This window comes from Pseudomonas sp. LBUM1663, from assembly GCF_059695905.1.
The window spans coordinates 6,025,138-6,047,855 of record NZ_CP166792.1 but is presented as its reverse complement, the minus strand read 5'-3'; the positions used below and the strand labels follow the sequence as shown (position 1 = coordinate 6,047,855).

18 protein-coding genes and 1 tRNA gene are annotated in these 22,718 nt (G+C 59.6%); 3 read left to right on the top strand and 16 right to left on the bottom strand.

Features of this window, described 5'->3' with window-relative positions:
- The first annotated feature begins 53 nt into the window (after nucleotides 1-53).
- Nucleotides 54-212 (top strand): YqaE/Pmp3 family membrane protein, encoded by a 159-nt coding sequence (locus tag ACA075_RS27765; protein ID WP_007904205.1) that lies wholly within the window; start codon nucleotides 54-56, stop codon nucleotides 210-212.
- 107 nt (nucleotides 213-319) lie between these two features.
- Here the strand turns inward: ACA075_RS27765 and ACA075_RS27760 are convergent, their stop codons facing one another.
- From ACA075_RS27760 to ACA075_RS27715, 10 genes are all read right to left on the bottom strand, one after another.
- The gene (locus tag ACA075_RS27760) at nucleotides 320-2,146 is read right to left on the bottom strand and encodes a S9 family peptidase (protein ID WP_497296346.1); all 1,827 of its coding nucleotides are present in this window, start codon (nucleotides 2,144-2,146) and stop codon (nucleotides 320-322) included.
- A complete protein-coding gene (pqqE, locus tag ACA075_RS27755; protein ID WP_497299344.1) occupies nucleotides 2,112-3,254 on the bottom strand; it encodes a pyrroloquinoline quinone biosynthesis protein PqqE in 1,143 nt (380 codons plus the stop codon). The genes ACA075_RS27760 and pqqE overlap by 35 nt, the downstream gene beginning before the upstream one ends.
- A 4-nt stretch (nucleotides 3,255-3,258) precedes the next feature.
- On the bottom strand, nucleotides 3,259-3,534 hold the full coding sequence (gene pqqD, locus ACA075_RS27750; RefSeq protein ID WP_497296345.1) for a pyrroloquinoline quinone biosynthesis peptide chaperone PqqD: 276 nt from the start codon (nucleotides 3,532-3,534) through the stop codon (nucleotides 3,259-3,261).
- Complete coding sequence (gene pqqC / locus ACA075_RS27745) at nucleotides 3,531-4,283, bottom strand: pyrroloquinoline-quinone synthase PqqC (protein ID WP_497296344.1); 753 nt, start codon at nucleotides 4,281-4,283, stop codon at nucleotides 3,531-3,533. Before pqqC ends, pqqD begins: the two co-directional genes overlap by 4 nt.
- A gap of 140 nt (nucleotides 4,284-4,423) precedes the next feature.
- Nucleotides 4,424-5,335 (bottom strand): pyrroloquinoline quinone biosynthesis protein PqqB, encoded by a 912-nt coding sequence (gene pqqB, locus ACA075_RS27740; protein ID WP_497296343.1) that lies wholly within the window; start codon nucleotides 5,333-5,335, stop codon nucleotides 4,424-4,426.
- A gap of 72 nt (nucleotides 5,336-5,407) precedes the next feature.
- Nucleotides 5,408-5,482: a pyrroloquinoline quinone precursor peptide PqqA gene (gene pqqA / locus ACA075_RS27735; protein ID WP_009045898.1), complete on the bottom strand. Its 75-nt coding sequence runs from the start codon at nucleotides 5,480-5,482 to the stop codon at nucleotides 5,408-5,410.
- Between the two features lie 155 nt (nucleotides 5,483-5,637).
- Nucleotides 5,638-8,064, bottom strand: coding sequence for a pyrroloquinoline quinone biosynthesis protein PqqF (pqqF, locus tag ACA075_RS27730; RefSeq protein ID WP_497296342.1), 2,427 nt, complete (start codon nucleotides 8,062-8,064; stop codon nucleotides 5,638-5,640).
- Nucleotides 8,065-8,112: 48 nt separating this feature from the next.
- Nucleotides 8,113-8,907, bottom strand: coding sequence for a carbon-nitrogen hydrolase family protein (locus ACA075_RS27725; protein ID WP_497296341.1), 795 nt, complete (start codon nucleotides 8,905-8,907; stop codon nucleotides 8,113-8,115).
- A gap of 12 nt (nucleotides 8,908-8,919) precedes the next feature.
- The gene (locus ACA075_RS27720; RefSeq protein WP_497296340.1) at nucleotides 8,920-10,602 is read right to left on the bottom strand and encodes a flavin monoamine oxidase family protein; all 1,683 of its coding nucleotides are present in this window, start codon (nucleotides 10,600-10,602) and stop codon (nucleotides 8,920-8,922) included.
- 206 nt (nucleotides 10,603-10,808) lie between these two features.
- Nucleotides 10,809-11,270, bottom strand: a complete 462-nt coding sequence (locus ACA075_RS27715; protein WP_162436249.1) for an Lrp/AsnC family transcriptional regulator — start codon at nucleotides 11,268-11,270, stop codon at nucleotides 10,809-10,811.
- A gap of 182 nt (nucleotides 11,271-11,452) precedes the next feature.
- On the opposite strand from ACA075_RS27715, the gene ACA075_RS27710 reads away from it, so the two are divergent.
- Complete coding sequence (locus ACA075_RS27710; protein WP_497296339.1) at nucleotides 11,453-12,103, top strand: zinc metalloprotease; 651 nt, start codon at nucleotides 11,453-11,455, stop codon at nucleotides 12,101-12,103.
- 180 nt (nucleotides 12,104-12,283) lie between these two features.
- Here the strand turns inward: ACA075_RS27710 and ACA075_RS27705 are convergent.
- The 5 genes from ACA075_RS27705 to rpsU all read right to left on the bottom strand — a co-directional run bounded on the left by ACA075_RS27705 (nucleotide 12,284) and on the right by rpsU (nucleotide 20,840).
- Nucleotides 12,284-12,360, bottom strand: a tRNA-Ile gene (locus tag ACA075_RS27705).
- A gap of 15 nt (nucleotides 12,361-12,375) precedes the next feature.
- Nucleotides 12,376-16,122: an EAL domain-containing protein gene (locus ACA075_RS27700; RefSeq protein WP_497296338.1), complete on the bottom strand. Its 3,747-nt coding sequence runs from the start codon at nucleotides 16,120-16,122 to the stop codon at nucleotides 12,376-12,378.
- A 122-nt stretch (nucleotides 16,123-16,244) separates the two neighbouring features.
- Entirely contained in the window at nucleotides 16,245-18,095 is a 1,851-nt protein-coding gene (rpoD, locus tag ACA075_RS27695; RefSeq protein WP_010467151.1) for an RNA polymerase sigma factor RpoD, read from the bottom strand.
- 67 nt (nucleotides 18,096-18,162) lie between these two features.
- Complete coding sequence (gene dnaG, locus ACA075_RS27690) at nucleotides 18,163-20,142, bottom strand: DNA primase (RefSeq protein WP_497296337.1); 1,980 nt, start codon at nucleotides 20,140-20,142, stop codon at nucleotides 18,163-18,165.
- 482 nt (nucleotides 20,143-20,624) lie between these two features.
- Nucleotides 20,625-20,840, bottom strand: coding sequence for a 30S ribosomal protein S21 (gene rpsU, locus ACA075_RS27685; protein WP_002551877.1), 216 nt, complete (start codon nucleotides 20,838-20,840; stop codon nucleotides 20,625-20,627).
- Between the two features lie 199 nt (nucleotides 20,841-21,039).
- Here rpsU and tsaD point away from each other — a divergent pair, with 199 nt between their 5' ends.
- Nucleotides 21,040-22,065 (top strand): tRNA (adenosine(37)-N6)-threonylcarbamoyltransferase complex transferase subunit TsaD, encoded by a 1,026-nt coding sequence (gene tsaD, locus ACA075_RS27680; RefSeq protein ID WP_010467153.1) that lies wholly within the window; start codon nucleotides 21,040-21,042, stop codon nucleotides 22,063-22,065.
- Between the two features lie 10 nt (nucleotides 22,066-22,075).
- Here tsaD and plsY read toward each other — a convergent pair whose 3' ends face one another.
- On the bottom strand, nucleotides 22,076-22,645 hold the full coding sequence (gene plsY, locus ACA075_RS27675; RefSeq protein ID WP_497296336.1) for a glycerol-3-phosphate 1-O-acyltransferase PlsY: 570 nt from the start codon (nucleotides 22,643-22,645) through the stop codon (nucleotides 22,076-22,078).
- Nucleotides 22,646-22,718: the final 73 nt, after the last annotated feature.

The following is a 22,718-nucleotide window of genomic DNA, read 5'->3' as shown; positions in this document are numbered from 1 at the left end:
GGTCGATTAACAGTAGGGCTCACATGAGCTCACTTCAAATCAGGAGCTGCCCCATGGATTTCATTCGCATCATCATTGCCATTCTGTTGCCACCACTGGGTGTGTTTCTGCAAGTCGGTTTCGCCGGCGCGTTCTGGCTGAATATTTTGCTGACGTTGTGCGGTTACATTCCGGGGATCGTGCATGCGGTGTACATCATCGCCAAGCGCTGAGTTCTGCGGCGTCAGATAGATCGCTTTCGCGGGGCAAGCCTCGCTCCTACGGGGATAACACCGTACCTGTAGGAGCGAGGCTTGCCCGCGAAGGGCGCGACGCGGTTTCAGCTTGCGAGTTCGATCACCCGTCGATAAAACAACCACTCCTGCTCCAGCGCATGGGCCTGGTTACCGGCCTTGCGAAAGCCATGACGTTCATCTGCGTAGTAATGCGCTTCAACCAGAATGCCGTTGTCCTGTAGCGCCGTGACCATGTCGCGGGTCTGTTGTGGCACGACCACGGCGTCCAGTTCACCCTGAAAGAAAATCACCGGAACACTGATGTTGCTCGCATGCAGCAGCGGAGTGCGCGCGGCGTATCGTTCGGCATCCTTAACCGGATCGCCAATCAGCCAATCCAGATAGTCGCCTTCGAACTTGTGGGTCGCCCGGCCCAGTGCCACGGGATCGCTGACACCGTAAAGGCTGGCGCCCGCGCGGAAGACGTTGTGAAAGGCCAACGCACACAGCGTGGTGTAACCGCCGGCACTGCCACCGCGAATAAATGCCTTGTCGCCGTCGATCAAGCCGCGATCGGCAAGATAAGCAACGACCGCGCAGGCATCTTCGACATCCACGTCACCCCAACTCAAATGCAGCGCCTGGCGATACGCCCGGCCATAGCCACTGCTGCCGCGATAGTTGAGATCGGCCACGGCGAAGCCGCGTTGCGCCCAATACTGAATGCGTGGATCAAGCATCGGGTAGCAGGCCGAGGTCGGGCCGCCGTGGATAAACACCACCAGCGGCGGTTTCGCCTCGCCGGTCATCGCCGGATAGAAGAAGCCGTGGGCCTCGCCCGAACCGCTCGGATAACGCAAGGTTTGCGGGACGCTGATGCGCTCGGCGGGCAGCGGTGCAATCCCGCCGGCTAGGACTTTGACCTGGCGGGTATCGCGCTCGATTGCGATCACCGCCGACGAACTGACTGGTGATGCCGCGATGCAGTAGATGAATTGCTCATCCAGTGCGAGATGACGAAAACGGCTGTAATCACCGGTGAAATCTTCAGCGGCGTCACCGCAGACTCCCAGTTTGCCAAACCCGCTTTCGGTCCAGCTGGCCAGAAAGCGGCCTTCACCCATCGGCAACCAGGTGCTGCCACCCAACTGCCACGGCGCCGGGCCATGATCGGCTGCGGCACTCGGCAACGGGCTCAGGCCCTCTGCGGATTCCGCCCAAGGCTGCCAGTAGCCGCCGCGATCCGTCAGGCAAAACAGACGTCCGTCGCTGTCGAAACGCGGTTGTTGCAGTGACTCCTGCACGCCGTCGCCCGCCACACAACGCGGTTGAGAAAAACCCCCATCATTCTGGCGCTCGGCAACCATCAAGCGAGTGGCGGTCCATGGCTGATCCGGGCGGCTCCATTCGATCCACGCCAATCGTTGCGAGTCCGGACTCAGCGTCGGCGCGGCATAGAAATCGGCGCCTTCGGCCAGCAGATGACGCTGGCCGTCAGCCACATCAATCGCCACCAGACGATGCCGATCCCGGTTTTCTTCAACCGCCAAAACCTGTCCGTTGGCAAACTGCAGATCGCCGTAACGGCATTCCCCGGAGGTCAGCACCTCAGGCGTCTCGCCCGCCAGCAATTGCCGATAGAGTTGCTGGTCTGCTTCGTTGACGAAAACAATCCCGTCTTCCGTCAGACAAAACGCGCCACCGCCATATTCGTATACCCGACTGCGCACGCTGAAACCGGCTGGCGTCAGGTAACGGGCCTGGCCGTCGCGCCAATGCCAGATCCTGCAGGCGGCATCCTCGGGGCGGTATTCGTTCCAGAACAGGCCATGCTGGCCGACCAACAGTTCAGCGAAGTCGATACCGGCCGCGACGGCTCGGGAAGCGCTGAAGGGTTCAGCTTTTAGCGATGAGGCGTGAGTTTCGTTCATTGCGAAAGGCCAGTTGTTCGATGGTCTGGGTCGCGTGTTCGGCTTCTTCGCGGGCCTTGAGAATCACGCCATGATGCTCCGACTTACTGCACACCGGGTCGGCATTGCTCGCGTCACCCGTGAGCATGAACGCCTGGCAGCGGCAGCCGCCGAAGTCTTTTTCTTTCTCGTCGCAGGAGCGGCACGGCTCGGGCATCCAGTCGTAACCGCGAAAGCGGTTGAAGCCGAACGAGTCGTACCAGATGTGCTGCATGCTGTGGTCGCGCACGTTGGGAAATTGCACCGGCATCTGTCGGGCACCGTGACAGGGCAGTGCGGTTCCGTCCGGCGTGACTGTCAGAAAGATGCTGCCCCAGCCGTTCATGCAGGCTTTCGGGCGTTCTTCGTAGTAGTCCGGCGTGACGAAAATCAGCTTGCACGGATGCCCTTCGGCTTCGAGTTTGGCGCGGTATTCGTTGGTGATGCGTTCGGCGCGGACCAATTGCTCTTTGGTCGGCAGCAGGCCGACCCGATTGAGCTGCGCCCAACCGTAAAACTGGCACGTCGCGAGTTCGACGAAGTCGGCCTCAAGGGCGATGCACAGCTCGATGATCTGGTCGATCTTGTCGATGTTGTGCCGATGGGTGACGAAGTTCAGCACCATCGGATAACCGTGGGCCTTCACCGCGCGTGCCATTTCCAGCTTCTGCGCGAAGGCTTTTTTCGACCCGGCCAGCAAGTTATTCACTTGCTCGTCGCTGGCCTGAAAACTGATCTGGATATGGTCCAGGCCAGCCTTTTTGAAATCGCTGATTTTCTGTTCGGTGAGACCAATGCCGGAGGTGATCAGGTTGGTGTAGAAACCCAGTTTGCGCGCCTCGGCGATCAGCTCGGCGAGGTCCTGGCGCACCAGCGGCTCACCGCCGGAAAAGCCCAGTTGCGCAGCGCCCATTTCCCGGGCTTCACGGAACACTTTGATCCACTGTTCGGTACTCAACTCTTTGCCTTGCTCGGCGAAGTCCAGCGGATTGGAGCAGTACGGGCATTGCAGCGGGCACCGATAGGTCAGCTCGGCCAGCAGCCACAGCGGCAAGCCGATTTCAGGTTTGGGCGGTAACGTGCCTGACACGGAATCAGGCAAGTTCGATCCAGTGCTGAGCACGGGCGACCTCCATGAACTGTTCGATGTCCTCAGCGAGCTCGGGCACGCCGGGGAACTTCGCGTCCAGTTCGGCAATGATCGCCGCTACGTCACGTTCGCCGTCGATCAATCCGCCGATCAGCGCGGCGCTTTCATTGAGCTTGATCATGCCTTCCGGGTAGAGCAGCACATGACCTTTCTGCGCCGGTTCGTACTGATAGCGGTAGCCCTGACGCCACGTCGGGGTCTTGCTGCGATCGAAACTCATAAGGTGATTCCTTTATGCCAGACCCGCTGGTCGGTCACGCTGTGAAACGGCGGGCGGTTCAGTTCGTAGGCCATGCTCATGGCATCGAGCATGCTCCAAAGGATGTCCAGTTTGAACTGGAGAATTTCCAGCATGCGCGCCTGGCCTTCACGCGTCGTGTAGTGCTGCAAGGTGATGGCCAGACCGTGCTCGACATCCCGGCGTGCCTGACCCAGGCGCGTGCGGAAATACTCGTAGCCGGTCGGGTCGATCCACGGGTAATGCTGCGGCCAGCTGTCCAGGCGCGATTGGTGGATCTGCGGCGCGAACAACTCGGTCAGCGAGCTGCTGGCGGCTTCCTGCCAACTGGCCCGGCGGGCGAAGTTGACGTAGGCGTCCACGGCGAAGCGTACGCCAGGCAATACCAGTTCCTGCGAGCGCAGTTGATCCGGGTCGAGGCCGACGGCCTGGCCCAGACGCAACCAGGCTTCGATGCCGCCGTCTTCGCCGGGGGCACCATCGTGATCCAGCAGGCGCTGAATCCACTCGCGACGGATCTCGCGGTCCGGGCAGTTGGCGAGGATGGCGGCGTCCTTCAGGGGAATGTTCACCTGATAGTAGAAACGGTTGGCGACCCAACCCTGGATCTGCTCGCGGGTCGCCCGGCCTTCATACATCGCCACGTGGTACGGGTGATAGATGTGGTAATAGGCGCCCTTGGCGCGCAGGGCCGCTTCGAATTCGGCGGGGGACATGGGGGTGTCAGTCATTGCGGTTCTCCGGGTAAAACCGGTGGGTTCTTTGGTGTCTGGACCGGCCTCATCGCCAGCAGGCTGGCTCCCACAGTTGATCGCATTCCCCTGTGGGAGCCAGCCTGCTGGCGATGAGGCCGCACAGCGGTCTCGATGCCCTACAACACAATACTCATGCCGTCATACGCCACTTCAACCTTGCGCCGAACCAGCTCCGCCCGCTCCGGCGAATCCTCATCAAGAATCGGGTTGGTGTTGTTGATGTGGATAAGTACCTTGCGCTGCTTGGGCAACTGTTCCAGCACTTCGAGCATGCCGCCGGGGCCGTTTTGCGCCAGATGCCCCATCTCCCGTCCGGTGCGCGTGCCGACGCCACGGCGCTGCATTTCGTCGTCATCCCACATCGTGCCGTCCACCAGCAGGCAATCGCTGCCGGCCATGATTTCCAGCAGCGGCGCATCGACTTTGCCCAGGCCTGGCGCATAGAACAGCTTGCCGCCGGTTTTCAGGTCTTCGACGATCAGGCCGATGTTGTCGCCCGGGTGCGGGTCGAAGCGGTGCGGCGAGTAGGGCGGCGCGGCGCTGCGCAGGGGCAGCGGGGTGAAGCGCAGGCTCGGGCAGGCCGGGATGGTGAAGCTGCGGTCGAGTTCGATGCGGTTCCAGTTCAGCCCGCCATTCCAGTGCTTGAGCATGTTGAACAGCGGGAACCCGGTGCTCAGGTCTTCGTGGACCATGTCGGTGCACCAGACCTGGTGCGGGCAACCTTCGCGCAGGCTGAGCAGGCCGGTGGTGTGGTCGATCTGGCTGTCCATCAGGATGATCGCGCTGATGCCGGTATCGCGCAGGGCACGGCCCGGTTGCATCGGGGTGTAGCTCTGGAGTTGGGCACGAATGTCCGGTGAGGCGTTGCACAGGATCCAGTTCACGCCGTCATCGGATATCGCGATGGACGACTGGGTACGCGCCTTGGCGTTCAGGCTGCCGTTGCGAAAACCTGCGCAGTTCACGCAGTTGCAGTTCCACTGGGGGAAACCGCCGCCGGCGGCGGAACCTAGAATCTGGACAAACATGGGCGCTCCATCATTTCAACGCTGAAAATAAAAACGCCCCGGTAAACCGAGGCGTTGCCTTTCGATACAACCTTAGCGGCTTGCGAAGTACATGGTGACTTCAAAGCCGATACGCAGGTCGGTGTAAGCAGGTTTGGACCAGGACATGGGAGCGCTCCTTCAGGTGATAAGACAGTTGAGACCTATACATATAGTCCACCTCCAGCCGGAGATGTTCAGATAGTTAGGTGGCTATGTTACTCAAAATTACAGAGCGATTGGCCGCGAATCTTTGAGAAAGCTAATTGCAGCGTCGGTAATGATCATTTTGTCACTTGCCAAGGCTCCTTCTGTTCCGAACTGCTGGCCAGGCACCGCCAGCCACCTTCGGCGTTCTTTAGCCGATGGGCGGCGATGAGCAGGTCGGGGGGCTCGATGGCCAGAATCGACAAGGGCAGCTGCGTCAGATAATCCGACGAGTGGCCAGCTTGTTTGGCCTGCCAAAGCAGCTCGGCTGCTTGAAAGAGGGGGAGCGCGTCCATTTCGAATTGATCGGCCAATGCCCGGCGCTGAGCGATGAACACCGCTTCGTCGATGCCGTCGATCAAACCGGGCAGGTCGCTTATGAAGCGTTCCATGTGTTCCAGCAACTGCAAAGGCGCGGAGCCCGGCGACTGCACGCCAAGCAGGATCCCGGTCTGGCCATGGATCTGGCGCAGGGCGCTGAACACCGCATAACCCAACTGCAGCTCCACACGCAGGCGCTGATAGATCGGCGTCTGACACACAAGCGCCAACAGGCGCCAGGTGGCTTCGTCGGAGATGTCCTGGGTAGCCGTCGGACAGAACAACAGCAGCGCGTGTTCGCTGGATTCTATGTCGAGCGTTGTCCACAGGCGCTGTGAGTTGATCGAGGACGGCGGGGACGGTTGGCTGTCCGCTGCGCCGGGCACTCGGCTCAGGGCCAGCCCCATCGCCGCTTGAGTCTGTGCCGACAGGCCGATGGCCAAACCTTCCCAGCGCGCACTCGACCACAGCGGCTGCAAGTCATCGCAGACAGACACATGCTCAAGGCAAAGATCGGGCAGCGCCTTGAGTAGTTGTTTAATCGGTATCAGCGCAGGGCCGTCCGGCTCTTCCTGTGAGAAGCCACAGTCAGGCGTCGTCAGTTCTTTCAGCACATGTTCGAGAACGGTCGGCATCGGCTCCTGCAGCCCCGTCATCTTCAGCAGCCATTCATTGCCTGAGGCGCTGAAAGACACGTCAACGCCGGCCTGACGTGCATCCTCGCGCAACAACTGCAGGCGGTTTTCCAGATGGTATTGAAGGCGGGTATGAGGTTTGAACTCGAGCCGCCAGCGCAGATAAATCGCGCCTTGCGCTGTGTTATCCGGCAAGGCCTGGCTGAATTGCATTGGCGAGTTTTCGCGACGGCTGCGCGAACGATCCTGTGCGAATGTTCGCAGGCCACGGTGCTTGCTGGTTTGCCCGCGAATCAGTCCGGCATTTTGGGGCGGCGCTTCGACGCGCAAGAACGGATTCGATGGCGGCAGGTGCCATTCATCGCTGAAGTTATCCACAGCGCCGATTTTCTCCAGGATGTCTTTGAGCGCGACAACGCCTTGCTCGGATAACCCGGTTTCAAGCTGTTCGCTGTCGAGTCGGGCCAGTTGCAGTGCATGGCTGACCTGTTGCTGGCGCTCAAGCATGGCGGCGTACTCTTCGCGCAAATGGGTCCAGTCTTGCCGAGAGGCAAAAAAGCCCAGCCAATCCAGGAGCTTCTCGCGAATTATGTTCGCGGGTGCAGTCGTGGTGAGTTGGATGTGCAGCACGGCTTGCCCCGCAAACTGATACAGCGGCTTGGCGTTCAGATGCTCGGCCAAACCGCGCGAACGTAATTGAGCCAACAGACCACCGGGTTTTGCGGCGTTCAACCCATGGCACAGGAACGCCAACGCTTCGGCCGACGAAGGGAGTAGCGATTCGAAAGCAAACAGCAGGTCGAGCCTACGTTCATTCACCTGTTGATAACTTGACTCAGTAGATGCCATCAGCGGCACAGGGGCCACTTGCGGGACGTTTGCTCCAGCAGGAATCACCGCGCCGAAACTCAGCGCCATGTCTTTCAGTTCTTCAATGCTTTGCGGCCCGACCAGGCTCAGCGTCATCTGCCCGGTCCGATAAAACTGCTGATGGAAGTCCTTTAGCGTTTGCTGAAAATCCGCTTGCTGCACTGGCAGGCTGTCGCGATTACCGGCATGAAAGCCGCGCAACGGATGACGGGGCGAAAGCCCATCGAACAGCGCCAGCTGCTGTTGCGCCCCCTCATCCCGAGACCAGGCGACAAATTCTGCATGCAGCACTTCCCGTTCCCGCCGCTGATCGTCCGGACTCATACGCGGATGAGCGAGCATGTCTGACAGACGCTCCATCCCACCGCTAAACGCCTGAGGCGGCAGCTCGAAAAAGAAGTCGGTCGTGCGTTCGCTGGTGCGCGCATTCACCTGGCCGCCGTGACCTTGTACGTAGGCCATCAGCCCTTGGCCAGCGGGAAAGCGCTCCGTCCCCAGAAACAACAAATGCTCAAGAAAATGCGCCAGGCCGGGCCATGCCAGCGGCACGTCATGACTGCCCGCGAAAACCCGCAACCCAGCAGCGCAGCGCTTCAAATAGGGAGCATGACGCAGCGTCACCCGCAGGCCGTTGGTCAGGGTTTCAGTGTGGGGGCGAGGGTGATTCAGCGCAGGCATGAGCACTTCCAGAACAGAGAAGCGCTAATGCTAGCGGATAACGACAGATCAGCGCTTGTTAAGGTCGCCGTAAAGCTCAGGACGGCGATCGATCAAGTATCGATTGGCGGCGCGGGAATCGACCATCAACTGACGATCCAGCTCACCGACAATCAGCGCTTCATCCAGGCCCGCCTGGGCGATGCGGCTGCCATCCGGTGCGGCGATGCTGCTCTGGCCGCAGTAGTTGATCTCGCCTTCCTGCCCGCAGTAGTTGGCATACGCCACATAACACTGGTTTTCGAAGGCGCGGGAACGAACGGTGACGTCGGCGACGAAGTCGAAGGGAATCATGTTCGCCGTCGGCACCAGGATCAGCTCGGCGCCGGCCAGGGCCAGGCGCCGGGCGTTTTCCGGGAATTCCAGGTCGTAGCAGATCAAAAAGCCGAGCTTCCAGCCGTTGAGTTCCACCAAGGGGAAATCATCTTGCCCGGCGCTGAACATCGAGTGATCGAGGTCGCCGAACAGGTGAGTCTTGCGGTAGTTGCACAGGCGCTCACCGTTGGCGTCGATCAACTGCACGGCGTTGTAAATCTGCCCGTCCTCGGTGCGCTCGGGATAGCCATACAAAATGGCGATCCCGGCGGTCTTGGCAATGCGCGCGATCTGCTGCGCCGATTCACCGTTGTGCACCTCCGCCAGCACGCTGACCGCATCGAGGCCGATGTTGTAGCCGGTCAGGAACATCTCCGGCAGCACCAGCAAGTCTGCGCCCTTGGCCTCCAGCGCCAGTTGATGCAGGCGCTGCAGGTTGCCGGCGACATCCAGGGGCAGCGGTGGACATTGGTAAAGGGCTACGCGCATTTGGGATTCCTCTTACTCGGGCAGGGCGATCGGGCCGATCTCGTTGAACACATCACCTGGACCCGGGTTATCGGCGTGAGTTTCACCGCCGAAGTGTTTCATGATGCCCCAGACCGCATTGAGCGAGGTCTGCACCGCGCCTTCGACCCACGCCGGCGTCCACGAAACGTCGTCGCCTGCGATGAATATCCCGCGCTGCTCGGCCGGCATGTCGTCCTGCATGAAGTGCGCGTACATCCGCTGGTTATAGCGGTAGTGGCCGGGCAGGGCGCCTTTGAACGCGCCGAGGAAGTGCGGGTCGGCTTCCCACGACACGGTGATCGGATCGCCGATGATGCGCGCGGCGATGTCGACTTTCGGGTAGATCTTTTTCAATGCGTCCAACGCCAGTTTCACGCGTTTTTCCACTGGGTGCGGGAGCATTTTCAGCGCGTCGCTCATCCACGAGTACGACAGGCAAATCACGCCCGGCTTGTCATCACCGTTGTCGAAGAGGTAGGTGCCGCGGGTCAGGCGATCGGTGAGGGTCATGCTCATCAGGTCGCGGCCGGTTTCCGGGTCCTTGTCCTTCCAGAATGGCCGGTCGACCATCACGAAGGTTTTCGACGACTGCATGTAGCGCGTGCGGTCCAGAGCCATCCACATCTTTTGCGAGAACAGGCTTTCGTCGCATTCGATCTGGGTGGTCAGCAGCCAGCTCTGGCAAGTGGTGAGTACCGCCGCGTATTCGCGGGTGTCGCCGTAGATGTCGGTGACCGCGAAACGACCGTCCGCCGCATGGGCGATCTTTTTCACGCCGGAGCGTGGCGCGCCCCGATGCAACGAGCTGAGGCTGGTGCCTTCAGGCCAGTGCACGCAACGTTCCGGCACGTGACGCCAGATGCCCAGCGGCACCTGTTCTACGCCGCCGACCACCAAGTGCTGGTGATCGTCGCAGTTGGTCATTACCACGCGGAAGATTTCCAGCATCGAGTTCGGGAAGTCCGAGTCCCAGCCGCCGGTGCCGAAACCGACCTGGCCGAACACTTCGCGGTGATGGAACGACAGCTTGGCGAACGCTTTGGAGGTGGCGACGAAGTCGTAAAAGGTGCGGTCATCCCACAGCGGGACGAGGGTGTTCCACAGCTCTTTGAGGCGTGGCACATCGCGGTCGCGGATGGCTTGCTGGATATCTGCGAACTGCGAACCGGCTTCCAGTGCGTCCGCCCAGGCGTCAGCCACTTCCTGAAACAGTGCAGGAAGATCCGCCAGTTTCTGTGCGTAATGGGTTTTGCCTTCGATGTCGATCACGGTGCTGCCCGAAGCGGGTGTCAGCGGGTTCGGGAAGGGCTTGGTCTCAAGGCCCAGCTTGTCGACGTAGTGGTAGAACGCGGTGGACGACACCGGGAAACGCATGCCGCCGAGCTCGGCGATGATCCCCTCGGCGCCGTTGAACGCCTGGGAACGCAGGCGGCCACCCATTTTAGAGGCTTCGTAGACGACGGGTTTGAGGCCCAGTTTCATCAACTCGTAAGCCGCCACCAGACCGGCAATCCCCGCGCCGACAATCGCCACTTCGGCACCATGGTTGTGCGCAGGAATGCTGCCCAGGCCGGCCGGGTGTTCGATCCAGTCGTCAAAGCCGAAAGGAAAGTCCGGGCCGAAAATGGTGACTGGTTTTTTACCGTCTGCAGGATGGCGATTGTTCTTGTTCATGACTGACCTTACTGGCGACCCGACGCGGAATGCGCATCTGAGTATAGGAAAAGATGGCAGCCATTCTAGAGAGCGTAGAACACGTTAATAAGACGCAATGTGTCGTCGTTTTGCCAGTTACTTAATCAATATGACGATCTATTGCTACACACTGCCCAATGCGGGAGCTAACCTGCTCGCGATGAGGCCCTCAAAGACGCTCCAAATCAAACCGGCTGGCCCCGATCAATCTTGCTACTCAAGATGATCGACGTCGTCGTCTTCTCCACCCCATCCACACTGCCAATCTGATCCAGCAACTGATCCAGCTGCTCCGGCGATTCCGTGCGCAACCACGCCACGTAATCAAATTCACCACTCACCGCACACAACTGCTGCACCTGGGCCATGGCGCTGAGCCGACGCAGCACTTCCTTGCCCGAGCGCGGTTGCACCGTGATCCCGACGTAAGCCTGCAATCCGCCGTCCACTACCCGCTGCCCCAAACGCACGCCGTAGCCGGTGATGACTTTGGCCTTTTCCAGCCGTGCCAGACGAGAAGTCACCGTGGTCCGTGCGATCCCCAACTGGCGAGCGAGCATGGCCACGCTTTCACGGGCATTGATCTGCAAGGCCGCGATCAGTTGGCGGTCGATTTCGTCAAGAACGGGTGGGCGGATGTCAGGCAAGGGTCGTCTCCGGCAACACAAATCAGTGGCTTGGCATGTTACAGCACGGCTGGCGCGGCGGAGGTGGGATCTGGCTTCTGTACTGTGCCATGGCGGGCTTTGGCCGGGTATCTAGTCCATAGGATGGACACACAGAGTCAGTCGTAGTCGAATGCGAAATCGAGGGATGCGAGGTGATCATAATGACGAAAAAGATGCCTCCCGCTGTACGGGATCGCGCAGTGCAGATTGCCAATCACGAAATGGGTCACTACGTCGTTGCACGGGCCCTGGGGTTTGAAACGGGCGGCGTGAGTCTGACGGTCACCATGGATTTGAGGCATCAAGCGGGCGCCTCCATTACCTTGGCGCGTTCAGTTTCGTCGATTGAAGCCATGAAGGAGCATCTGGAAGCCCGGATGATGGTCCTCTTTGCCGGCGCTATGGCGCAGTCATTAACGTCAAAACGTTCACCCGGCAAACGCGTCGATCAGCCGAAAGCGACCTCCATCCTGAAGGGAGAGCTTGGGGCGGAGCAGGACTACGCAAAAATTAGGGAATTACGACACCTGCTGCGCAACATTGCCTACCCCGAGACGGATCCGGCTTCGGCTGACCGGGTAGCGGCTGAGCTGAAAGAGATTACGGATCGCTTGTGGTTGCGGACTCAAACAATCGTTGAGGAGTTGGCGGATACGATTACCGGCTTGGGCGAGGCATTGGTTGATGGCATGGGTATCGTGGAGCAATGGGGCAGGGCGGCGGATACGTATGAGGGTGTTTTGACAAGGGAGGGGCTTGAGCGGATGGGGTTGGTGCGGGCGATTCCGGTGTTGAGTGTCTGGTCTTATTGAGACTGGCTCAAGATTCAAACTTTCGCCAGACGCGTCGATGCTTTTTATTTTTTGTCTGCATCAAAATATTCGATACGTTCAAGAGTTCTTAGAATCCTAAATTGTGTCCTTGGGCCACAGGATCGTTAGCGGTGGTCGACCAGATACGAAAAAGCCGCGCATCAGCGCGGCTTTCTTGTTTGGTGGGCCCACACGGATTTGAACCGTGGACCAAAGGATTATGAGTCCTCTGCTCTAACCAACTGAGCTATAGGCCCTCAGTAGGCCGCGGATTATAGCGATGGTTTCTCGGCTGTGCTATCCGAAAAATCCGATACGGCTATACGAAGAAACGTCGCGGCGAATTCGTCGGGGGGGAGGGGCAGGCTGACGATGTAGCCCTGGATCTGTTCACAGCCTTCTTCGGCCAGAAATTGTTGCTGCGCCAGGGTCTCGACGCCCTCCGCAATGATGGTGAATTGCATGCTGCGGCCCAACGCGATGATGGCGCGAACAATGGCCGCATCGTGCGGATCGTCAGGCAGGCCGCGGACGAAGGACTGGTCGATCTTGAGGATGTCCAGCGGCAGACGCTTGAGGTAACTCAGGGACGAGTAGCCGGTTCCGAAGTCGTCGATGGCCAATTGCACGCCCAGGTGTTTGAGTTGGTGCAGCACCGCCAGTGCTTCTTCGGCCTGGCTCATGATGAAGTTTTCGGTAATTTCCAGTTGCAGAAAACCGGGCGCCAGGCCGTTGTCCTTGAGCAGTTGCTCGATCCGTCCGAGCAGGTTCGGCTGGCGCAGTTGAGCGCCCGCGAGGTTGACCGACAGGGGGCCGAGGCACTCATAGACCTGATTCCACTCGTACATCTGCCGGCAGGCTGTCTCCAGTACCCAGTCGCCGATCTGCAGGATCATGCCGTTTTCTTCCGCCAAGGGAATGAAGTGTTCCGGCGGCACCGCACCGAAGGTCGGGTGATGCCAGCGAATGAGCGCTTCGGCGCCGACCAGTCGATGGTCGGCGAGGCTGATTTTCGGTTGGTAGCAGAGAAACAGCTCGTTGCGCTCGATGGCGCGTCGCAGTTCGTGTTCCAGCGCCACGCGCTCGCTGGCCTGGGCCGTGAGGTCGCGGGTGTAGCTTTCCACCCGGTTACGGCCCTTGGCCTTGGAACGATACATCGCCGCATCGGCGTTTTTGACCAGCGTGGCGACGTCGCAGCCGTCCTTGGGGTACAGGCTGGTGCCGATGCTGGCGCTGATGAAAAACTCGTGCTCGCCGGCCTGGAAAGGGGCGGCGAAGCAATTGAGCAGCTTGGTGGCAATGTTGTCGGCATCGCTGGATTGTTGCAGGCCGGGCAGCAGGATGATGAATTCGTCACCCCCCAGGCGCGCAACGGTATCGATATCGCGCAGCTGCTCTTTGAGGCGCACGGCGATGCCTTTGAGCAGCAGGTCGCCCACCGGGTGGCCAAGGCTGTCGTTGATGTGTTTGAAGCGGTCCAGGTCGAGGAACAGCACCGCGCCCTGGCCACCGTTTTCCTGTTGGGTATTGAGTGCGGTCAGCAGTCGGCTCTCGAACAGCGTGCGGTTTGGCAGGCCGGTCAGCGGATCGTGGTGCGCCTGGTAGTCGAGTTTGGCCTGCGCGTGCTTGAGGCTGGAAATGTCCGCGAACACCGCCACGAAGTGGGTGATGAATTTTTCCCGGTTACGCACGGCGCTTATGGTCAGCCAACTCGGGTAGAGCTCGCCATTCTTGCGTCGGTTGGAAATCTCGCCTTGCCAGTGACCTTCGTCGGTCAACTGATGCCACATCGCTGCATAGAAGGCGCTGTCGTGGAGGCCCGAGGCGAGCAGGCGAGGGGTGTGGCCGAGTGCTTCGCTCTCGCTGTAACCGGTGATCTCGGTGAACGCTCGGTTGACCGCGCTGATGTGCTGTTGGGTGTCGGTGATCAACACGCCCTCGGCGGTGCTCTCGAACACCGTGGCGGCCTGTTGCAGTTTCTCCTGCATCAGGTGCCGCTCGGTGATGTCCCGGGCAATCGTCAGCATGCAGTCTTCGTCGCCGATGGGCAGCGGACGGCTTGAAACCTCGCAAAGGCGGATCTGCCCGTCACTGCGGCGGATGTGGCAACTGAAGTCGCGAACGAAGCCATCCCGGTGCAGCAAGTCGAGCATCTGTTTCCGTTCGTTGAGATTGACCCATATCCCCAGCTCCAGGGCTGAGCGATCCACGGACATCGCGCTGTTGAAGCCGGTGATGCGGCTGAAACCCTCATTGACCTCCATCAGCAACCCGTCGCTCTGCCGCGACAGCAACAAGCCGTCGGGTGAGGCGTGGAAGGCCTTGGCGAATTTTTCTTCGGAGGTTTGCAGTTGTTGCTGGGTTTCCTTGAGCTGACTGATATCGCGCACCACGACGACCAGCGCAGGAGTCGTGTCGAGGTCAAACGGCTCGGCGGAAATCAGGCCGGTAAACACTTGGCCATTGTTGCGGCGAAAGGGCATCTCCAGGTTGCGGATGCTGCCGGCTTGCAGGCGCTGCAGCAAACCCGGACCCACGCCGGGAATGCCCCAGATATTCAGGTCGGTGGCGGTCTGGCCAATGACGTCTTCGGCCTTGAGACCAATTTGTTCCTCGAACGCGTTGTTGACCTCCAGCAGGCAGCCATCGGAAAGCCGCGCAATCACCAGGATGTCCGGGCATTGCTGAAACACGGAGGCGAATTTTTGCTCGGAAAGGCTTAGCGCCTCTTCAGTGCGCTTGGCGTCGCTGATGTCGATCATCAATCCGCGCATCACCGGCTCATGCCCGTGCTCGATCAGACTGACAATATCGCGTACCCACAGACAGCGGCCATCGGCGGTGATAACCCGGTAATCGACGCTGTGATCGCGCCCGGCCAGCACTTCGTGATCGCAGAACGTCTGGGCCCGGGTCAGATCCGCAGGGTGAATGATGTTGCGCCAGAAGCCCGGAATCAGCCAGTGCGACAGGGGATAGCCCAAGAGTTCTTCGGCATGCGGTGACACATAGCTGTAGGTGAAATCGCTGATCCGCGCTTCCCAGGCAATCGCGGAAAGGCTCTCCACCAGGCCGCGGTAATGGTATTCGCTGCTGCGTAGTTCTTGTTCGAGGTCGACCCGTCGGGCAATTTCCGAACTCAACCGGCGGTTAATCCGGATGACCACGGCCAGCATGATCATCAGAAACAGCAGTCCGGGCAGCCCGTAAACCAGCAAATCCGACCAGAAGGTTCGATGATCCAGGACATTACCGACCCAGTGTTCCTGAATGGCGCTGATTTCACTTGAGCTCATGTCCGCCAGGACTTTGTCCAGAATCCCGACCAGAATCTTGTTGTCGGGGGGCACGGCCATCGCCAATTGATAGCGATAGGGCGTTTCGCCGCTGACATACAGGCCGTCGAGCTTGAGCTGACGCAGGCTCCAGACACTGGAAGCGAGATCGCCCACGACCGCGTCCACTTCATCGGTGGCCAACGCCTGCAAGGCCGAGCTGACATTGGGCATCGCCACCAGATTCAGGTCGGGGTGGTGCGTGCGCAACAGTTCATGGGGGGCATAGTTTTCCACGACGGCGATCTTCAGCCCGTAGAGCTCTTCGAGCTTGCGCGGTTGGGGTCCTCCGACATGGGCGAGGATGACAATCGGAAAGTCCAGGTAGGGACGAGTGAATGACAGGAACGACTGGCGCTCCGGGGTCGACATGATGCCCGGCAGGACGTCCAGCTTGCCTTGCTTGGCCTGCTGCAAGACCTCGGTCCAACTGATCGGTTCGATGGGCGTCAGTTTGACGGCCAGCCGTTGACGAATCACGTTGATGTAGTCCGCCGCGAGGCCCTGATAGCGGCCCTGGTCATCACGAAACTCAAACGGCGGCCAGGACGCATCCACACCCAGGCGCAAGTCCGGGTGAGCTGCCAGCCAGCTACGTTCTTCGTCGGTCAGAGTCAGCGCGCCAGCCGTTGCGGTCCAGGTCATCAGCGACAGCAAAAAAAGCACGGTCGGCAGTCTGGGCATAACGGTCTCGTTATGGCTCGGGGGAATGTTTCGAGTGTAGACGGGCAATTCGGCGGGAGGGACGTGCGGGGGATTTAATCTGTATAAAGCAAAACCCCCGGCCTGGGCCGGGGGTTTTGTGATCACTCGTCGAGGAAGGAGCGCAGATGCTCGCTTCTCGTCGGGTGGCGCAGCTTGCGCAGCGCCTTGGCTTCGATTTGACGAATCCGTTCACGGGTCACGTCGAACTGCTTACCAACCTCCTCGAGGGTGTGGTCGGTATTCATGTCGATACCGAAGCGCATGCGCAGAACCTTGGCTTCACGTGCAGTGAGGCCGGACAGCACTTCGCGAGTCGCTTCTTTAAGGCTCTCAACAGTGGCGACATCGATTGGCGACTGCATGGTCGAGTCTTCGATGAAGTCACCCAGATGGGAGTCTTCGTCATCACCGATCGGGGTTTCCATGGAGATCGGCTCTTTAGCGATCTTCAATACCTTGCGGATCTTGTCCTCAGGCATTTCCATGCGTTCGCCCAGCTCTTCCGGGGTCGGTTCACGACCCATTTCCTGCAACATCTGCCGGGAAATACGGTTGAGCTTGTTGATCGTCTCGATCATGTGCACCGGAATACGGATGGTGCGGGCCTGGTCGGCGATCGAGCGAGTGATCGCCTGACGGATCCACCAGGTGGCATAAGTCGAGAATTTGTAGCCGCGGCGGTATTCGAACTTGTCTACCGCTTTCATCAAACCGATGTTGCCTTCCTGGATCAGATCGAGGAACTGCAAGCCACGGTTGGTGTACTTCTTGGCGATGGAGATCACCAGACGCAAGTTCGCTTCAACCATCTCTTTCTTCGCGCGGCGGGCCTTGGCCTCACCGATCGACATGCGACGGTTGATGTCCTTGATCTCGGCGATCGTCAAACCGGTTTCGGTTTGCAACGCGGTCAGCTTCTGCTGGCAACGAATGATGTCCGGTTGCAGGCGACCAATGGCTTCAGCGTATTTGCTTTTGCCTTTGGCCAGTGCATCGGTCCAGCTTTCGTCGACTTCGTTGCCCGGGAACTGGCGCAGGAAGTCGGCACGCGGCATGCGGGCATCACGAACGCAAAGTTGCATGATCGCGCGTTCTTGCTGACGCAGACGATCCAGGGCACTGCGAACACGCTCGACCAGGCCTTCGAATTGCTTCGGCACCAGTTTGATCGGCATGAACAGCTCAGCCAGAAGCACCAGCTCGGCGATTGCCAGCTTGTTGCCACGACCGTGCTTTTTCAGCGCCTTGCGGGTGATTTCCATCTGATCGGAGACAGCGCCAAAACGCTGTGCCGCGATGACCGGATCCGGACCGCTTTCGGCTTCTTCTTCGTCGTCGGTGCTGGCTTCAGCTTCGTCGTCGTCGGTATCGTCGTCCGCTTTCACGGCTTTCGGATCGACAGGCGGCGGCACTTCGGCAGCAGGCGGCGCAATGCCGTCGTCCGGGTCGATATAACCGCTCAGGACGTCGGACAGGCGGCCACCTTCGGTGGTGACGCGAGTGTACTCGGAGAGAATGTGGTCAACCGTGCCAGGGAAGTGCGCGATTGCGCCCATCACTTCACGGATACCCTCTTCAATACGTTTGGCGATTTCGATTTCGCCTTCACGAGTGAGGAGCTCTACCGTACCCATTTCACGCATGTACATGCGCACTGGGTCGGTGGTGCGACCAATGTCGGTCTCGACCGCTGCCAACGCTGCTGCTGCCTCTTCGGCCGCGGCTTCGTCAGTATCGGCGTCGGCCAGCATAAGGGAATCCTTATCTGGCGCAACCTCGAATACGTTGATCCCCATGTCGTTGATCATGCGGATGATGTCTTCCACCTGTTCCGGATCTGAAATATCCTCCGGCAGGTGGTCGTTGACCTCCGCGTAAGTCAGGTAACCCTGCTCACGACCAAGTGTGATCAACTCTTTGATACGAGACTGCTGTTGCGCTTTTCCGGACATAACACCCTATCCACTGAAGGTCTTGGCGGGCAAAAAACAAGCCGAGGATTATACCTGAGCTATGACCTCACGCGCCAGTTGAGGTCGGGGTTGATACAGCCATATTGCGTTTTAATAGGTCGCGCATCTGATTTGCTATCTGATTTGCTTCCTCCGCGGTCAATCCTGGCTGCCTTGCTTTCCTGATAAGTACTTCCAGGCTATCTGTGTGTTGACTTGCCGATAGCCTAGTAATGGTGTCTAAAAACTGTTGTTCAAGGTTGTCGCCGTCAATCAGCCATTCCTTTTCCGCCAAAGCCTTGAGCAGGCGCCCCTGTTCGGTCCCATGCCAGCGGGCCATCAACTGAATAGAGTTTAGCTTAGGATTTTTTTGCACGGCCTCGATCAGCGCTACCAGCAACTGAGCGTAGGTATTGCTCTCATTGGCGAAGTGGTTGGCGGTTTCGACCTTGCCAGCCAGATCCGGGTGATGAATGAGCGTGCGAAGTGCGATCAGGGTTGGGGCTTCCACAGCAATCGGTGTGCGCGGGGCGCTCGGTTGATCACGATCACCGCCCCGCTTGCCGTTCTTGTCCCAGGGCTTCTTGTCCCACTTCTTGCCACCCGCTCCGGGTTTCTTCGGCGTCCATTCCTGCTGCGGCACATACATCTCTTGTGCCTGCGGCTGATGGTAGTCGCTGTAATCCGGCATGGCGTCGTAATCGATGCCCGGGTCGTATGCCGGCGGCGCATCCTGAGGTGCGCTTTGAACCAGTTGGCTCACGGCTTCACCGCTGAGACCGGTAATTTCGGTCAGGCGCTGACGCATCAGGATGCGCAGGTTCGCGCCTGGGACCTTGTCGATCAGCGGCGCGGCGAGGGTGGCCATGTGGGCCTTGCCTTCGAGCGAGCGCGGGTCCGATTCCTCGGTCAGCTGTTGAAAGAAATAATCCGCCAACGGCTGGGCGTGCTGGTTGATTCGCGCGCGGAAAGCGTCAGTTCCTTCCGAGCGGACCAGCGTGTCCGGGTCTTCACCTTCGGGCAGGAACAGAAAGCGCGCGCGCCGCCCGTCTTGCAGGCACGGCAGGGCTGCTTCCAGTGCGCGCCACGCAGCATTGCGGCCAGCCTGGTCACCGTCGAAGCAAAAAAGCACGTTGGGCACGACGCGAAATAGCCGTTTCAAGTGCTCTTCGCTGGTGGCGGTGCCCAGGGTTGCGACGGCATTGCGCAAGCCTTGTTGGGCGAGGGCAATGACGTCCATGTAGCCTTCGACGACGATGATTTCGTCGAGGTTACGGTTGTTCTTGCGTGCTTCATAAAGGCCATAGAGCTCCTGGCCTTTATGAAATACCGGGGTTTCCGGTGAGTTCAGGTATTTCGGCTTGTCGTCGCCCAATACCCGGCCGCCGAAAGCAATGATGCGTCCGCGGCTGTCACGGATCGGGAACATCACGCGATCGCGAAAGCGGTCATAGCGTTTGCCGGTTTCGGCGTTCTCGATCAGCAGGCCGGCGTCGACCATGGCTTTCTGTTGCAGGGTGTCGCTGCTCAAGTGCTTGAACAGATTATCCCAGCCGGGCGGTGCGAAGCCGAGGCCGAAGTCTCGGGCGATTTCTCCGGTCAGCCCGCGACCTTTCAAGTAATCCACAGCCGCTTTGCGCGATGGATGGCTTTTCAGGGCTTGCCGGTAAAAGTCGGCGGCCGCAGTCAGCAGCGGGTACAGCGGCGAATCAGTCGGTTGCCGCGGTTTGTGCGGCCGACCGCTTTCTTCGCGGGGGATTTCCATGCCGGCGGCTTTGGCCAGTTCTTCGACTGCCTGGACGAAATCCAGATTGTCGTGGTCCATCATGAAGCCGAGGGCATTGCCGCCCGCGCCGCAGCCGAAGCAGTAATAGAACTGTTTATCGGGGCTGACGCTGAAGGACGGGGTTTTCTCTTTATGAAAAGGGCAGCAGGCGGTGTAGTTCTTGCCGGCCTTTTTCATTTGCAGGCGCGAGCTGACCACATCGACGATGTCGGTGCGGTTCAGAAGGTCGTCAATGAAGCTCTGGGGAATTAGCCCGGCCATGGCGTTCTCGTCATCTGCGCTTAAAGGGACCCAAAACAATGAGCGGCCGAACGCGGGTCGTTGTTTGAGGCACGCAAAATGTGCGGCTCGACCGGTGTCGTCTGCTTAATCGCTATCGGGAAGTGTATCTGCCGAAAATCCACTGACGTTAGTACCAATCAGTATTCGACTATATGAAAGTGTTTCGCTGAAATCCGCTGCGGCCAGTCGAAGGCCTCGGATAGCTCATAAGCGGGCACGCAAGAAGGCGCCTTGGGCTGATCGTCGTAAGAGGAATCAGTGGGTGTGCTCGTCAGTAGCCTTGGAAGGCTCGTCAGAAAAGACGTGCACCGCTGGCAAAAGAGCCAGGTCTGACGCTGTGAAGCAGGTTTGTCTCGGTCGCGTCTGCGGCTTTGACGGTGAAGCATCAAGCGTTTTCCGCAAATGCCATTAGCCCGGCTGAGGGCCGGGCTTGGCAGAAGCTTGCTACGAACGTCTGTGTATTAGTACAGACGAACGGCGCGGCGCTGTTCGCGCTGAACTTTCTTCGCGTGACGCTTAACAGCGGCTGCTGCTTTACGCTTACGCTCAGAAGTAGGCTTCTCGTAGAATTCGCGGCTACGAACTTCAGCCAGTACACCGGCTTTTTCGCAGGAGCGCTTGAAACGACGCAGAGCTACGTCGAAGGGTTCGTTCTCTTTTACTTTGACGGCTGGCATCCAGAGCTACCTTCATTCATTACCGGGGTCAACATCCTCGCGGCAAAAGAGCACTTGAAGACGTCGGTTTTTAAGGGTTGCGGATGTTAACTCCTCATCGACCGGAATGCAAAGCCTCTGATCGAAAACCGCTAGTCGGGGCATCCCATGGCGACTATTATGCGCGCCTTCGAATTCAGCCTAAACAAGGCGCAAACCCATGCTAGTACTGGGATTAGAAACCTCCTGCGACGAAACCGGTGTCGCATTATATGACAGTGAACGCGGCCTGCTGGCCGACGCGCTGTTCAGTCAGATCGACCTGCACCGCGCTTATGGCGGAGTGGTGCCGGAGCTGGCCTCGCGCGACCACGTCAAGCGCATGCTGCCCTTGATTCGTCAGGTGTTGGCCGAAGCGGACTGTGTGCCCACCGAGATCGACGCCATCGCTTATACCGCGGGTCCTGGCTTGGTCGGTGCCTTGCTGGTGGGCGCCTCTTGCGCTCAGGCGCTGGCCTTCGCCTGGGGTATTCCGGCGCTGGGTGTGCACCACATGGAAGGCCATTTGCTGGCGCCGATGCTGGAGCCGCAACCGCCGCAATTCCCGTTCGTCGCTTTGTTGGTGTCGGGTGGTCATACGCAGCTGGTTCAGGTCGACGGGATTGGCCATTACACGCTGTTGGGCGAGACACTCGACGATGCCGCCGGTGAAGCGTTCGACAAAACGGCGAAGATGATGGGCCTCAATTATCCGGGCGGTCCGGAAATCGCCAAGCTTGCAGAGCGGGGTGTTTCAGGGCGTTTCACCTTTCCGCGTCCCATGTGCGACCGCCCGGGCCTGGCGTTCAGCTTCAGTGGCTTGAAAACCTTTGCCCTGAACACCTGGCAGCAAAGCGTCAGCGCCGGGGACGACAGCGAGCAAGCCCGTTGCGACATCTCGCTGGCGTTCCAGCAGGCCGTGGTGGAGACTTTGACCATCAAGTGCAAGCGCGCCCTGAAACAGGCGGGTATGAAGCGTCTGGTGATCGCTGGGGGCGTCAGCGCCAACAAGGCGCTGCGCACCTCTCTGGAAAAAATGCTCGGCGACATGAAAGGCGATGTGTTTTATGCCCGTCCGGAGTTCTGCACCGACAATGGCGCGATGATTGCGTTTGCCGGTTGCCAGCGCTTGCAGGCCGGTCAGCACGAAAGCCTGGCGATCAGCGTGCAGGCGCGCTGGCCGATGGAGCAACTGTCGGCGCTGTGATGAGCGGTATTTAAAAATGCCGTTCGCGCCCGGCAAACAGGTCGCGTAGATTGCCGCGATGACGCCAGACGATCAGCCCCGTGAGTGCGCTCATGGGTAGCAGTGCCGCCGGTTCTTGCCAGGCCAGCAACGGCAGGGTCAGCGGCGTGGCGATCAGTGCGGCGAGTGAGCTGGTGCGGGTCAGATAGAACGTCAGCAACCAGGCACAGACCGCCAGCAGTGCAGCAGGCGGATACAGGCCCAGCAGCATGCCGGCCGCAGTGGCGACACCCTTGCCACCGCGAAAGCGGAAGTACAGCGGGAACAGGTGGCCGATGACGGCACAAACGCCGATCCAGGCCTGTTCTTGCAGCGAAAGATCCGCAACACCGGCGATCAGCACCGGCAACAGGCCTTTGCAGAGGTCGCCGATCAGGGTCAGGATGGCGAGTTTCTTGCCGGCCAGGCGCAACATGTTGGTGGCGCCGGCATTACCCGACCCACTCATCCGCGGATCGGGGTTACCGGTCAGGCGGCTGAGCAAAATGGCGAAGGACAGAGAGCCGAGCAGGTAGGCGAGGGTCGCCAGTAACCAAAACATGCTAACTATTCCGGGCGAGGACGCCCTGATTCTAACGGCGCATTGCGCCCTTGTCGTGTAGCGGAGAAAAGTG